Origin of the sequence: Streptomyces sp. NPDC056883 (genome assembly GCF_042788835.1) — a bacterium.
GTDB lineage: Bacteria > Actinomycetota > Actinomycetes > Streptomycetales > Streptomycetaceae > Streptomyces > Streptomyces stoeckheimensis.
Window position 1 is genome coordinate 39,460 of sequence record NZ_JBHUBS010000018.1, and the last position, 14,601, is coordinate 54,060.

A 14,601-nucleotide genomic window follows, 5' to 3' on the forward strand; every position below is an offset into this window, starting at 1 on the left:
TGCACATGCGTGGCGTCAAGTCACGACATCCAGCGGCATGACGGACATGCGCCTCCCGGGCCTACTGGAGGGGCGGCATCGCGAGGCCGTTCTTGAGGGCCCGAGGCCTTCCGCGGACGGAAGAAGCGCATGCCCCTTTGGAGGAGCGACCATGCTAGAAGAATCGACAGATGCCTGGACGGCCGGCCCGCCCGGCACCCCAGCACCTTCCGGCAGCAGGCCCGAAAACGGGCCGGCCGGCACATCCGGCAGCCCGGCGGCCGAGACCGCGCGGCTCCTTGCGGAGGTGCTGGCCGATGTCGCGGGTGTGGAGCAGGTGGCGGGCGACAGCAACTTCTTCGATGACCTGGGTGCTGATTCGCTGGTGATGGCGGGGTTCTGCGCCCGGGTCAGGAAGCGGGCCGACCTGCCGTCCGTATCGATGAAGGACGTCTACCGGCATCCCACGGCCAACGGCCTGGCCTCCGCGCTCACCGAGGCCGCGCCCACGGCCTCCGCCTCCACCCAGGCCGCGCCCGCAGCACCGCCGGCGTCTTCTCCGGCGTCTCCTTCGGAGCCTGCTTCGGCGCGCAGCATGGCGGCGCGGGCGGGCACAGCGCAGTACCTGCTGTGCGGAACGCTGCAGTTCCTGGTGTTCCTCGGCTATTCCTACCTCGCCGCCCTGGCCACGGTCCGAGGCTTCGAGTGGGTCGGCGCCGGCTCCGGTGTGCTCGATGTCTACCTGCGATCCGTACTGGTGGGCAGCGTGGGCTTCGCCGGCCTGTCCGTGGTGCCGATCGTGGCGAAGTGGACCCTCATCGGTCGTTTCACGAGCCGCGAGTTCCCCGTCTGGAGCCTCGGCTACGTGCGCTGGTGGCTGGTCAAAACCTTGATCCGCACCAGTCCGGTCCGCCTGTTCATCGGGTCGCCGTTGTACGCGGCGTATCTCAGGGCGCTGGGCGCGAAGATCGGGCGCGATGTCGCGATCTTCTCCACGCACGTCCCCGTCTGCACCGATCTGCTCACGATCGGTGACGGAACGGTGGTCCGCAAGGATGCGCTCTTCTCCTGCTACCGGGCACACGACGGCCTCATCCAGACCGGTCCCGTCACCCTCGGCAGTAACGTCCACGTCAGCGAACAGACCGTCCTCGACATCAACACCTCGATGGGCGATCAGGCCCAGCTCGGGCACGCCTCCAGCTTGCACGCCGGCCAGACCGTCCCCGCGGGCGAGCGCTGGCACGGGTCGCCGGCCGAGCCCACCGGTACGGATTTCCGTACGGTCGGTGCCGTCGACGGCTCCACGGCCAGGAAGCTCCGCTACACCGTCGGGCAGCTGCTCGCCCTGGTGTTGGTGTACCTGCCGCTGGCCGCCGGCTGCGTCACGGTGCTGCTGGCCCCACTGTCGCAGCTGAACGCAACGCCTCAGGGCGGGAGTTCGACGTTCACCAGCGGGACGTTCTACCTGGGTGTGCTGGCCGCATCCTTCGTGCTGTTCTTCGGATCCGCTCTCGCCGCGCTGGCCATCCAGGGCGTGGTGCCGCGCCTGCTCAATCTGGCGCTCAAGCCGGACACGGTCTATCCGCTCTACGGCCTCCACTACGGTCTGCAGCGGGCCGTCACCCGTCTGACCAACATGAAGTTCTTCACGGCGCTGTTCGGAGACAGCTCCGCGATCGTCCACTACCTGCGCTATCTCGGCTACGACCTGTTCCGTGTCACACAGACCGGTTCGAACTTCGGCAGCGAAGTGAAGCACGACAACCCGTTCTTGACCTCGGTCGGCAGCAGGACGATGGTGGCCGACGGCCTGTCGGTCATCAACGCGGAGTTCTCCAACACGTCGTTCAGGCTGTCCCGGGTCTCGATCGGAGCCCACAGTTTCCTCGGCAACCACATTGCCTACCCCGCGCAGGCCAGGACCGGTGACAACTGCCTGCTGGCGACGAAGGTGATGGTTCCGGTCGACGGAGAGGTACGGGAGAACGTGGGCCTGCTGGGCTCGCCCCCCTTCGCCATTCCGCGCACGGTGATGCGGGACACCCGGTTCCAGGACCTGGAGAGCGGGAGCGAGCTGCGCCGGCGCCTGGCCGCCAAGAACCGGCACAATGCCGTCACGGCGGGGCTGTACCTGACGGCGCGGTGGATCCACTTCTTCGCCGTGACCCTGGTCGCCCTGGGCGCCACAGCCCTCTACCCCTCGCTGGGAGCGTCGGCGTTCGCGTTGGCCGGTGTCCTCACGCTGCTGTTCAGCGTCGTCTACTTCGCGCTGATCGAACGGGCCGTCACCGGATTCACGGCGCAGCAGCCGCTGTACTGCTCGATCTACGAGCCGTCGTTCTGGCGGCACGAGCGTTTCTGGAAGATGGCGTCGGTCGATTACGCGCAGTTCTTCAACGGGACTCCGTTCAAGAACGTCGTCTGGCGGTTGCTGGGTGCACGGATCGGCAAGCGGGTCTTCGACGACGGCTGCTTCTTCCCGGAGCGGACCCTCGTCGGCATCGGGGACGACTGCACGTTGAACGCGGGCACGGTCATCCAATGCCACTCGCAGGAGGACGGCGCTTTCAAGTCCGACCGCACCGCGATCGGCGACGGCTGCACCCTCGGTGTCGGCGCGTTCGTCCACTACGGCGTGACGTTGGCAGACCGGGTCCAGCTCGCCTGCGACTCCTTCCTCATGAAGGGCGAGCAGGTCCCACAGCGGGCCCGGTGGGCGGGAAACCCGGCCCGACAACTGCCAGGCGACGTCTGACACCCACCCCACATCGGAACCAGACAGGAGACACCCCTCATGGAGCTCAACGCATCCACCAGTAGAGAGTTCTGGCACGGCGTCCTGGCCGCCGGCAGCGGCTTCGCGCCCCTTCCGCGCTGGAACCCGGCGCCGGTCGCGGGCGTGGCCGAGTACGAGACGCAGGTCTCCGCCGGCCGAGCGACAGCATTGCGCCGACTGGCAGACGACCTGGGGGTGTCGCTGAACTGCGTGCTGCTGACCGCCCACGCGAAGGTGCTGGCCGCGCTGAGCGGTGAACAGGAGATCAGCACCGGTTACGTGGCTACTGCCGGGGGCCGACCCCTGCCGTGCAGACTGACGACCGGCCCCGGCTCGTGGCGGACCCTCCTGCGGCAGACCCACCACACCATCGCGCACCTCCTGGCCAACCAGGACTTCTCCGTCGACGACCTCAGGCACGAACTGGGCCTGACCGAGGCGCCCTTCGAGACCGTACTCGACCCCACCGGCATCGCCGGCGCCCTCCCTGACGCAGATGCCGATGCCAACCAGGCCCCGGACAGCAGCATTCTGCCCGCCGACACGGCGCTGTGGACGGGCATCGCCCACCACGACGACGGACGGCTGACGCTGCGGCTGCGCTACCGCACCGACGTCCTCGACGCGGACTGCGCCGCCCGGATCGCCGGGTACCACCTGACGGCGCTCGCCTCGATCGCCGCCGACCCGGATGCCGAGCACGCAGGTCAGGGCTTGCTGTCGGCCGAAGAGCTCCGTTTCCAGCTCCATGGCCTTGCCGGGCCGCGACGGGACCTGCCCGAGCACCGAGTGCACGAGGTGTTCGAGCAGCGCGTACGGCAGCACCCGGACGCCGTCGCGGCCCAGCACGGCAACCGGAAGTGGACCTACCAGGAGCTCAACGCCCGCGCCAACCGGCTGGCCCGTGCCCTGCGGGCCCGAGGACTCCACCGCGAAGGGGTGGTTGCGGTGGCGATGGAGAGGAACCTGGACTGGCTGGCCGCCGTCCTGGCCGTCTTCAAAGCCGGCGGCGCGTACCTGCCCGTCGAGCCGCACCTGCCGGCCGAACGCATCAAAGCCATGCTGGCCCGTGCCGGATGCGGGCTCGTGATCACAGAACCGGCCGCCACCACGCTCCGGTCGGCCGTAGCCTCCCAGCCCGCGGTGCAGTTGCTTCTCGTCGACACCGCCTACGGCCAGGAGCACGCCGGGACTGATCTCCGCATCGACGTCTCACCCGACCAGCTGGCCTACATCTACTTCACCTCCGGCTCCACGGGTGAGCCCAAGGGCGCGATGTGCGAACACCAGGGCATGCTCAACCACCTCTACGCCAAAATCGACGACCTCGAGATCGGCGAAGGACAGGTGGTCGCCCAGACCGCGCCCCAGTGTTTCGACATCTCACTGTGGCAACTGCTCGCCCCGCTGCTGGCCGGCGGGCGGACCCTGCTGATCGAGCAGGACACGATCCTCGACGCCGCACGGTTCGTCGACACCGTCGCCCGGGGGCAGGTCACCGTGCTGCAGGTCGTCCCCTCCTACCTCGACGTCGTCGTGTCCCATCTCGAGCAGCACCCCCGGACGCTGCCGCACCTGCGGTACGTATCGGTCACGGGTGAGGCACTGAAGAAGGAGCTCGCCCAGCGCTGGTTCACCGCCCAGCCCCACATCAAACTCGTCAACGCCTACGGACTCACCGAGACCAGCGACGACACCAACCACGAGGTCATGGACCGTGCACCCGACGCCGACCGGGTCCCGCTGGGCCGGCCCGTCAACAACGTGCACCTCTACGTCGTCGACGAGCATCTCAACCCGGTGCCGCTGGGCGCGCCCGGCCTGATCGCCTTCTCCGGGGTCTGCGTAGGCCGCGGCTACGTCAACGACCCCGAGCGCACTGCGCCGACGTACCTTGCCGATCCACACCGTGAGGGCAAGCGCCTGTACCTCAGCGGCGACGTCGGCCGCTGGCGGCCCGACGGCAAGCTGGAGTTCCTCGGCCGCCGCGACAACCAGGTCAAAATCCGCGGTTTCCGCATAGAGACCGGCGAGATCGAGAGCACCCTGCTACGAGCACCCGGGGTCCGCGACAGCGCCGTGGTGGTCACCGAACGGCCCGACCACAGCACCCACCTGGTGGCGTTCTACACCGCCCCGCACCCGCTCGAAACCAGCATCCTGCTGGACCGGCTGGGCACGTCACTGCCCGGGTACATGGTTCCCTCGGCCATCCACTGGCAGGAAAGCCTCCCACTGACCCCCAACAGCAAGGTCGACCGCAAAGCCTTGACGGCCCTGGCCGCTCGGCTTCACACCACCGAGGACGACGTCGAGACGCCCCGTACGCCCACCGAACAGCGGCTGGCGGCCGCGTGGGCGAGCGTGCTGGGCGTTCCACAAGGCCGGATCGACCGGCGCGACAACTTCTTCGACCGAGGCGGCACCTCCCTGTCGACCGTGAAACTGGCCATCACCCTGGACCGCGCCGTGTCCCCGGCGGACGTGATGCGCCACCCCGTCCTCACCGATCTGGCCGGGTTCCTGGACACCGCATCCCACCAGCTCCCCATCGCACAGCCGGCCTCCCCTTGATCACCGGCCTCTCCTCACCACCACCACCACCACCACCACCGAAAGGACAAGGACCATGTCATTCACCAGCTCCGCCCCGATGAGCCCCAGTCCCGTACTCACTTCCGTGCCCGTGCCCGTGCCCCGAGCAGACCTGCACCCGGGCAAGCCCCCGATACTGCATGTTCCGACCCCCGACCAGGCCGATCCACCGGCCTGGGCAGCTGAGCACCGCCACACCCTGCACGGCCTCGTGGCCGAGCACGGCGCCGTACTCGTCCGCGGGCTCGGCCTGTGCGACACGGGGCAGGTGGCCTCCGTCTTCGGCCAATTGACCTCCACCCTGATGGCCGACACGGAAGCCTTCGCCCCCCGCCAGACCTACACCCCCGGCGTGTACTCCTCCACGGCCTGGCCGGCCAACCAGCCCATGTGCATGCACCACGAGCTCAGCTACACCCACAGCCCGCCCGGTCTGCTGCTGCTCGCCTGCCTGACGGCGCCCACCACGGGCGGAGCCACCGCCCTCGCGGATTCCGCCGCCGTCCTGGACGCACTGCCGCCGGAGCTCGTCCAGCGGTTCGAACAGCACGGCTGGCTGCTCACCCGCACCTACAACGACGACATCGGCGCCTCCTGGACCGAGGCGTTCGGCACCGACGACCGGGCGGCCGTCGAGAGCTACTGCCACGCCAACGCCATCGAGTTCGCCTGGCAGACCGACGGCAGTTTGCGCACCCGCCAGCACCGCCCCGCCGTGGTGCGTCATCCGGGCACCGGCAGGCGCTGCTGGTTCAACCAGATCGCGTTCCTCAACGAGTGGACGCTGGCGCCCGAGGTACGGGAGTACCTCGTCGACGTCTACGGTCCCGAAGCCCTGCCGTTCAACACCCGCTTCGGAGACGGCGAACCGATCGGCGAGGACGTGGTCCACCTGATCAACACGGTCTACGCGGACCACACCATCCGCGAGCCGTGGCAGTCCGGCGACCTGATGCTCATCGACAACATCCGCACCGCACACAGCAGGGAACCCTTCGAGCCGCCGCGCGAGATCCTCGTCGCCATGGCCGCCCCACAACCCCCGGCCTCGGCATACGAGGGGAGCACCCGATGACCACGGACCGTCCCACCTCTGCCCAGTCCCCGATCTCCGTGCCACCGTTCGCCGTGATCCCCGGAGCCCAGGTCCAGCACACCCTCCAGGGCCAGGAACAGCAGATCATGGAGCTGATCGAGGCCACCTACCACCTCCACGCTGTCGGGGAGTCGGTGAACCCGCCGTCGTACTTCCTGCGCTTCCCCGACCGCCCGACCGCCCGCATCATCGCGCTACCCGCATCGATCGGCGGACAGGCGCGGGTGGACGGCCTCAAGTGGATCTCCAGCTTCCCCGACAACGTGCAGGCCGGCATCCCCAGGGCATCAGCGGTGCTGATCCTCAACGACCACGACACCGGCTACCCGTTCGCCTGCCTGGAGAGCTCCATCATCAGCGCCACCCGAACGGCCGCGATGGCGGCATCAGCGGCCAACAGTCTCAGCCGAGGCCGCCGCACGCGACCGGCCCGCGTCGGATTCTTCGGAACGGGCCTCATCGCCCGCTACATCCATACCTTCCTGACCGCGACCGGCTGGTCCTTCGACGACATCGGGGTGTACGACGTCTCTGCCGACAGCGCAGCCGGGTTCCACAGCTACCTTCAAGACACCCCTGCGGCCGCCCGGATCACCGTGCACGACAGTCCCGAGGAGCTGATCCGCTCCAGCGACCTGCTCGTCTTCGCCACCGTCGCCGGCCGGCCACACGTCACCGACCCGGCATGGTTCGACCACAACCCCCTGGTCCTGCACGTGTCCCTGCGCGACCTCGCCCCCGAGATCCTGCTCGCCTCAGCCAACATCGTCGACGACATCGAACACTGCCTGAAGGCCGACACCTCGCCCCACCTGGCCGAACAGCTCACCGGGAACCGGGACTTCCTCACCGGCACCCTGCACGACGTCACGACCGGCCGCGCGGTACTGCCGCAGGACCGCCCGGTGGTGTTCTCACCTTTCGGCCTGGGCGTACTCGACCTCGCCGTCGGCAAACACGTCTACGACGAGGCGGCCCGCACCGGGCAACTGAACGTCATCGACGGCTTCTTCCACGAACTGAGCCGCTACGGATAGGCGGGCGTCCCGATCTCCGGCCGAAGACCAGGGGCGTCGGAGCACCGGCCGGGCTAGGTTTCCGGTATGACTCGTCTTCCTGGCGGCGGCAGTGTCGCCGACACCTATCGCCACGTCTCGAAACTGGTGACTCCTGCCGACGACTTGCGCCTGCCAGGCGCCCATCTGAAGTGGTACGACCTGCGCCGGGCGGATCTGGAACTTTCCGAGGAGGAACGTCGGCAGGCCCGCGATTTCCTCGTCTCCACAGAACTGCCCTTTGACGACGAGCTGGGCTTCGTGATCCTCCACAAGTGCACCCCGACGTTCTCGTTCCTGCTGGTGCAAACCTGGCGTGGAGAGAACGAGCTCTGGGAGACGGTGTTCGCCAAGAACGACGGCCCCTTCCGGCTGCATACCTGGCCGGGCAACCACCGGGGCACGTTCTGCGTGTGGGAGATGGGTGCCGTCTGGCACGAAGCGCAAGCGTGGTCACGGTACTTGGCTTCCGAGCGCGACGACGAGGCGAGGAACGCCTATGTCGAAGACAGGTTCACCGGCATCGTGTGAGTGGCGTGCCCCGGCTCGCCCCGCGGTACGTGCGGACCCGGACATCCGCCGGGCCCGGGAGATCTCCCGGGCCCGGCAGCGGCATGCTTCTACGGCGGTGTGCGCTCAGCTGAGATGGAGCATGGTCTTCCAGCTGGTGCCGCCCATCATGGTGACGCCGTCCGTGATGCCGCCCTTGCCGTCGCCCTTGTAGAGGTGGAGGCTGCCGTCGGTCCAGATGGCCATGAGGTCGGCGATGCCGTCGCCGCTGAAGTCGCCGGCGGTCATGTGGAGGATCGTGCCCCAGGTGCTGCCGCCGAGCGGGACCGGGATTTCGCCGCCGATCTGGCCGGTGCCGTCACCGGGGTAGAAGTGCAGGGTGCCGTCGGTCCAGACGGCCATGAGGTCGGCGATGCCGTCACCGTTGAAGTCGCCGGCGGGCAGCTGCTTCACGGTGCCCCAGGTGTTGGCGCCGGTGTTCACCTTGGTCTCGGACGCGAGCTGGCCGTCGCCCTTGCCCTTGTACAGGTGCAGGGTGCCGTCGGTCCAGACGGCCATGAGGTCGGCGACCCCGTCACCGGTGAAGTCGCCGGCCGTGAACTGCTTGATGGGTCCCCAACTGCTGGCGCCCTCGGTGACGGTGACTCCGTCGGTGACCTTGCCCTTTCCGTCCCCCTTGTACAGGTGCAGGGTGCCGTCGTTCCAGACGGACAGGAGGTCGGAGATCCCGTCGCCGTTGAAGTCGCCGGCTGCGAGCTGCTTGGAGGTGCCCCAGGTGGTGCCGCCGAGCTGCGCGGTGCTGGTGCCGGCCAGGCCCTTGGTCTTGTCGCCGGGGTAGAGGTAGAGACCGCCGTCACCCCAGATCGCCGCGAGGTCGGCGATGCCGTCGTTGGTCATGTCGCCCGGGGCGTGGAAGGCGGTCTTGCGGATCCAGTCCTGGAGGCCGTCCGCGCGGGAGGCGATGGCGCCGGTACGGGTTTCCGTGGCGGGGGTGCCCAGGCAGCCGCCCTGCCAGGACCGGTTGTTGATGCCGGCCAGCTCGCCGCTGCCGTTGACCAGGGGGCCGCCGGCGTCGCCCTGGCAGATGGAGTCGGTGCCCTTGCCGGTGAGGGCCAGCGTCGTGGCGTCCGAGGAGGTGACACCGAACGCAGCGGTGTGAACCTTGCCCTGCACCCAGGCGGTCTTGGTACGGCCGAACCCGGCCGCCGTGACCGCCGCGTTCACGGCCGGCTGCGCAGCGGCGACCTTGACGGGGGCGATGCCGGAGACGGGCTTGGACAGCCGGGCCAGCACGACGTCACGGTCGCTGCGCGGCACGAGCTTGACCACGTCGAGCGTGGTCGTGCCGATCTTGGCCGTGGTCTTCAGGGCGGGCTTCCCCGCCGTGACCGCTGCGCCGGGGGTCTTCGCGAAGCAGCTCGTCGCGGTCAGGACCCAGTTCGCGTGGACGAGGACGGCGGAGCAGGCGCGGCTGTTGGCCTCGTCGCCGATGGTGAGCTTGGCGGTGTAGGTGTACTGCCCCGCGGCGGCGGGGGTTCCGACAGCTGCCAGGGCGCTGCCGGCGGGCGCGAGCGCGGAGGCGCCTGCGAGGGTCAGGGCCGCGGCCATCCAGGTGGTGCGCCGAGGTATGTGGGACATGGGTCTTCCTGGTCTTCTGTGAGCTTCGAGGGAACGTGGGCGGCGTGCGCCATGGGCTGTCGTGCCGCGGATGGCCGCAGGGGCGGTCTGCCTTGCGGCCGGCCTTGGGGCCGGGCTCAGCTGGTGACGCGGAGCTCGACGAGGACCGAGGGGGTGCCGGAGTCGCCGGCTTCGCCGAACGGCTTGTAGTCGTTGGCGGGTGCGTCGACGACCGTTTCCTGGCCGTCTGCGGTGATCTTGGCCTGGACCGGGTGGGCTTCGGTCCAGATGCCGAACGCGTCGGGGAGCTCGAGGGTGAGCCAGCCCTTGTTGCCGATGACATCGAAGCAGAAGTTCTTCTGGGCGATGCGGGACTTGACCGTGATGTCGGGGGTCCCGGCGGCGCAGTCGACGAAGACGATGTTGCCGTCGCCCCGCTTGAGGGTGATCTTCTGGTCGGCCAGGATGCGGGCCGCGTCCGGGTAGGAGAAGTCCTCGAGGGCGATCGGCATGTCGGCTGCCGCGACCGCCGCGGGGGCCTGGGGGCCGGCATGTGCGACGCCGAGGCTCGCGATCCCGGCGACGGCCGCCGCCGTGCCGACGAGACCGGTGAGGAGTGCCTTGCGGGCACGGGATATCGCCACGATTTTCCTTAGTACATGGAGGCGGGAGGTTGCGATACCCCCCGGTAAGTTCGCGTAAGTAAAGCACATGTAAGATCTCTGCAGATCCCCAAGACCTGGCCAGACCTGCCTCTTTGGGGTCATCTCGCTGATCAAAATCGGTCAGATCGGGACTTTTCTTGCAGTCAGCTCAGAGCGCTCCCCCGTCATGTGAGGCGGAGCGCGTCTTTACATGTCCACGCAAAAGCGAAGACATATCCAACGAGGGGGAACGCCGTATGCGACGGCGAACACACATATCGGGAGCCGTGGGCTCCGCGGCACCGTCCGGGACGGTGCGCAGAGCGCTCGGCCGCCTCTGTGGCGTGGCCGTGACCGGAGCGCTGACCGCGGGCCTGCTGGGTGCGTGGCCGGCTGCCGCCGCGGACGACCTCGACATCGACGGCGGCCTCAAGCCCGCCACCGACCGGGCCTATGTCCTCGCGCTCTGGAGCGAGGGCGGCGCGGGCATCAAGCAAGCCGCCCAGCAAGCCCTGCTGGGGTCGGACGAGGACATCAAGAAGTTCCTCGAGGGCAAAGACGCCATCCAGTACGACGACGACTACATCGACGGAAGCCGGATCTTCGGCACGGGGGGACCGGCGGTACGGGCCGCCACCAAGACGGCCCTGAAGGGCACCCCGGAGGAACTGCGGACCTACATGCGCGGCGGCTGGCAGAAGCCGCTGGCCGAGGACCGTGAGGTCGAGGCGTCGCAGGTCATCAACTTCGGTGGCCCGGGGGTCAAGGAGGCGGGCAAGACCGCGCTGAAGGCCGGTCCCGACGCCGTTGCGAAGTTCCTCGACTCGGGTCAGTACGAGGCGCGGGAGGTCGACAACGAGGTCGAGGTCTCGAAGCTGATCAATTCCGGTGGCGCGAACGTGAAGCTCGCGGGCAAGAACGCCCTGCGGGGGTCGGCGGACGACATCGCGGAGTTCTTGGAGGTGGGGCAGTTCGTCGCCCGCAACCGGGACCAGGAGCATGCGACGATCGCGCAGCTGACCGAGCAGGCCAAGCAGGCCGGCATCCAGACGGAAGCGGCGACGAAGAAGGCCGAGGCGGCTGCCGACAAGGCCGTCAGCGCTGCCGAGAATGCCAAGAACGCCGCGCTGAAGGCCGCGAAGGAGACGGAGGCGGCCGGCAAGGACGCCGGCCGGGCCGCCTACAAGTCCAAGCAGGCCGCGCAGTCGGCGCGGGAGGCCGCGTCCGCGGCGCAGCTGGCGATCGGTTCGGCGAATGCTGCGAACCGTGCGGCGCGCACGGCCGCGCTGGCTGCCGCGCAGACCGCGAACGCCGCTTCCTTGGCGGCGACCGCGGCGAACAAGGCCTACAACTCGGCGATCGCCGCGGCCGGCGACGCGAGCAAGGCGGAGGCGGCCAACCGCGCCGCCAAGGACGCGCGTGATGCCGCGCTGTTGACGAGGACGTCGGCCGACGCCGCGCAGAAGGCGGGCGAGGCTTCGCTGGCCGCCGGTCTTGCCGCGGACGGTGCCCGTAATGCGGGTGCCCACGCGAACGCGGCCGCGACCTCGGCGGAAGAGGCCAACCGGCATGCCGAGGCCGCCGGTGTGTTCTCCGCCGAGACCCGCAACGCCGCCGCCGAGGCCCGCCGTCACGCGAACGCTGCGAACCGCGCCGCGAACAACGCCGGGGCACTGGCCCGGCGCGCGGCCCAGCAGGCCTTCGACGCCCGAGACGCGGCGCGCTCCGCCGCGAACCACGCGGACAAGGCGGCCGCGGCCGCCGAGCTCGCCGCGAAGTACGCGGGGAACGCGGCGCAGGCCGCCGCCGATGCCCGCACCTGGGCGGACGCGGCCCGCGTGGCCGCCGAGGCCGCCACGACGGCGGTGAACACGGCCAAGCAGGTCCACCAGGTCGCCCTCGACGCCGAGAAGGAAGAGCTGGCCTCGCGCGCCGACGCCGCTCTGGAGCGGGCCCGCTCGGAGAAGGAGCAGAGCCAGCGGCTGATCACGGCTTCCGCCGAAGTCGCCCGCGATGCCCGCGCCCTGGACACCACGGCCCAGAGTCTGGCCGCCGAAGCGGCCAAGCCGGACGTGAACGTCGCGGCCACCGCCGCCAAGGGCCGCAAGTTCGCCCTGGACGCCTACAACCTCCGCGGCCCGTGGAACCAGGAAGCCGCGGCGCGTGCCCTGGGCGGCACGGACGCCGAGGTACTGGAATACCTGCGCACCGGGTGGAAGAAGTCCGGGTCGGAGGAGATCCGGGACCGTGTCGTCCAGCTGAGCGTGAGCAGCCCGCACGCATCCATTCGTGCAGGTGCCACGGCGGCCCTGAAGGGTGCCCCCGAGCAGATCGCCGGCTTCTACACCACCGGCCAGTACGCGGTGGGCGCCGACGACCTGGCGGTCGCCGTTTCCAAGGTGGACAACGACGGCGGCGCCAGCGTCAAGAAGGACGCCAAGGCCGCCCTCGCCGACGGCTCCGGCAAGGCGCTGGCCACCTTCCTGGAGGTCGGCCAGTACGGGGCCCGTCTCAGTGACGAAGAAGTCATCGTCTCCACCCTGGCCAACAAGAAGGACGCGGACGACGGCAGCGAGACCAATGCCGAGCTCAGGGCCGCCGCGAAGGCAGCCCTCGCAGGCACACCGGCCAAGCTCCACGAGTTCGTCATCTCGGGCCAGTACGCTGCCGCGCGCAAGGATGATCTGACCGATCACCACCGCTTCCAGATCAGCCGGATGCTCTCCGAGGGCGAGATCATCGCGGCCAATGCCCAGGCGTCCCGCTGGCGCGCGGCCGAAGCCGCAGCCCGCGCCAACCAGGCCGAGGCCGACGCGAAGAAGTGGGCCGCCGAGGCCGACAAGTCCGTCGTCCTCGCCAACGGCTACGCGGCCGACGCCCAGAAGTCCGCCGCCGCGGCCACCAAGAGCGCCGACCGGGCCAAGGCCTCGGCCGTCACCGCACGCAACGCGGCCAACAACGCCAACAACGCAGCCGACGCAGCCGAGGCATCCGCCGCCCAGGCCGCCTTCTCCGCGAACTATGCCCGGCAGTCGGCCCGGCAGGCCGATGAGTCTGCTGCTCGAGCGCGCGACTCCGCAGTCGCGGCCGGCAAGAGCAAGGCCGAGGCGGAGACCGCCGCAGCCCAGGCATGGACCGACGTCAAGGTGAAGCGCGAGGCGGAGCTCGCCGAAGCGCAGCGCAAGGCCGAGGAGCTGCGCAAGCAGCAGGCGGACGCGGAGAAGAACAAGAAGAAGCCCTGCATCATCCCGTACAACCGGGACCACCTCCCGCCGTGCGCGCTGAACCGGGACGACTTCGAGATCGTGATCGGCAAGCCCGACGCGGAACTCGCCAAGCTCCTGGGCAAGGTCGCGTGGGAGCTGTCCGGCGCCGCCGACATCGAGAAGTGCATCAAGGACCCGTCCCTCGGCGGCTGCGTCATGGCCGCGGCCGGAGTCCTGCCGGTCGGCAAGATCAAGATCGCCGGCAAGATCTTCGACGGCATCGAGAGCGTCGCCAAGGCGTCCAAGTACGCCAAACTCCCTCCGTGCGTGAAGCACAGCTTCCCGGCCGGAACCCGCGTACTCATGGGCGACCGGACCACCCGCCCGATCGAGCAGCTCAGGATCGGTGACCAGGTCCTCGCCACCGACCCCGAGACCGGGGTCACCGGCCCGCGCCGGGTCGACGCCACGATCTACACCCCGGACGACCGCGCATTCACCGACATCACCCTCAACGGGAACAGCGGCGGCGGTCAGCTCACCACGACCGACCACCACCCCATCTGGTCCCAGAGCGCCCAGACGTGGAAGAACGCGGCCGACCTCACCCCGCAGGACACCCTGCGCACCCCCGATGCCGGTGCGGCGCAGATCGGCAAGGTGCGGCACTGGACGGGTCTCCAGCCCGCGTACAACCTCACCGTCAACGACCTCCACACGTACTATGTGATGGCGGGCAGGACGGCCGTCCTCGTTCACAACACTCCCTGTGATGTGATCATCGACGACGGCAAGTGGGACTACTTCTTCGGGCGGGTCAACTCCAGCCTGAAGAACGCGGAGCGGTCGGCTCAGAATGCGTACCAGTTGGAGTCGATCGGTATCCGCGACAACGAAGCAGGGCGTCAGATCCTGACCGAGCTCTTCGACGAAGCGAAGCGAAGCGGCGTCGTCGAAGGCTACGTGAACCAGAAGAACGGTCTGACGAACCTCCGAACTGAATCGCTCCTCTACGGGCCGAAGGGTGCTCTCCTGGTGCGCGCCAATTTCGAAGTAACCGATGCCGGTATCCGGCTCACCACGATGATCCCCATCGGGGGCAGGGGCTACGGGAAGTAGG

Annotated in this window: 8 protein-coding genes; 6 read left to right on the top strand and 2 right to left on the bottom strand. The window is 69.1% G+C overall.

Features of this window, described 5'->3' with window-relative positions; translation table 11 throughout:
• The first annotated feature begins 151 nt into the window (after positions 1-151).
• From ACFRU2_RS32980 to ACFRU2_RS33000, 5 genes are all read left to right on the top strand, one after another.
• A complete protein-coding gene (locus ACFRU2_RS32980; protein WP_382979278.1) occupies positions 152-2,737 on the top strand; it encodes a Pls/PosA family non-ribosomal peptide synthetase in 2,586 nt (861 codons plus the stop codon).
• A 39-nt stretch (positions 2,738-2,776) separates the two neighbouring features.
• Complete coding sequence (locus ACFRU2_RS32985; protein ID WP_382979279.1) at positions 2,777-5,332, top strand: amino acid adenylation domain-containing protein; 2,556 nt, start codon at positions 2,777-2,779, stop codon at positions 5,330-5,332.
• Between the two features lie 79 nt (positions 5,333-5,411).
• A complete protein-coding gene (locus tag ACFRU2_RS32990; RefSeq protein ID WP_382979532.1) occupies positions 5,412-6,428 on the top strand; it encodes a TauD/TfdA family dioxygenase in 1,017 nt (338 codons plus the stop codon).
• Positions 6,425-7,486 (top strand): 2,3-diaminopropionate biosynthesis protein SbnB, encoded by a 1,062-nt coding sequence (gene sbnB, locus ACFRU2_RS32995; RefSeq protein WP_382979282.1) that lies wholly within the window; start codon positions 6,425-6,427, stop codon positions 7,484-7,486. The genes ACFRU2_RS32990 and sbnB overlap by 4 nt, the downstream gene beginning before the upstream one ends.
• A gap of 66 nt (positions 7,487-7,552) precedes the next feature.
• Positions 7,553-8,035 carry a hypothetical protein gene (locus tag ACFRU2_RS33000; protein WP_382979285.1) on the top strand — a complete coding sequence of 161 codons (483 nt, stop codon included), beginning with the start codon at positions 7,553-7,555 and terminating at the stop codon, positions 8,033-8,035.
• 105 nt (positions 8,036-8,140) lie between these two features.
• Here ACFRU2_RS33000 and ACFRU2_RS33005 read toward each other — a convergent pair whose 3' ends face one another.
• The gene (locus ACFRU2_RS33005; RefSeq protein WP_382979287.1) at positions 8,141-9,652 is read right to left on the bottom strand and encodes an FG-GAP-like repeat-containing protein; all 1,512 of its coding nucleotides are present in this window, start codon (positions 9,650-9,652) and stop codon (positions 8,141-8,143) included.
• 116 nt (positions 9,653-9,768) lie between these two features.
• Entirely contained in the window at positions 9,769-10,275 is a 507-nt protein-coding gene (locus ACFRU2_RS33010; protein ID WP_382979289.1) for a hypothetical protein, read from the bottom strand.
• A gap of 314 nt (positions 10,276-10,589) precedes the next feature.
• On the opposite strand from ACFRU2_RS33010, the gene ACFRU2_RS33015 reads away from it, so the two are divergent.
• Positions 10,590-14,600, top strand: coding sequence for a polymorphic toxin-type HINT domain-containing protein (locus ACFRU2_RS33015; RefSeq protein WP_382979292.1), 4,011 nt, complete (start codon positions 10,590-10,592; stop codon positions 14,598-14,600).
• The last annotated feature ends 1 nt before the right edge of the window (position 14,601 follow it).

Coding starts and splice junctions, on each gene's coding strand:
- ACFRU2_RS32980 (WP_382979278.1), top strand. CDS start 152: ATGCTAGAAGAATCGACAGATGCCTGGACGGCCGGCCCGCCCGGCACC.
- ACFRU2_RS32985 (WP_382979279.1), top strand. CDS start 2,777: ATGGAGCTCAACGCATCCACCAGTAGAGAGTTCTGGCACGGCGTCCTG.
- ACFRU2_RS33000 (WP_382979285.1), top strand. CDS start 7,553: ATGACTCGTCTTCCTGGCGGCGGCAGTGTCGCCGACACCTATCGCCAC.
- ACFRU2_RS33005 (WP_382979287.1), bottom strand. CDS start 9,652: ATGTCCCACATACCTCGGCGCACCACCTGGATGGCCGCGGCCCTGACC.
- ACFRU2_RS32990 (WP_382979532.1), top strand. CDS start 5,412: ATGAGCCCCAGTCCCGTACTCACTTCCGTGCCCGTGCCCGTGCCCCGA.
- sbnB (WP_382979282.1), top strand. CDS start 6,425: ATGACCACGGACCGTCCCACCTCTGCCCAGTCCCCGATCTCCGTGCCA.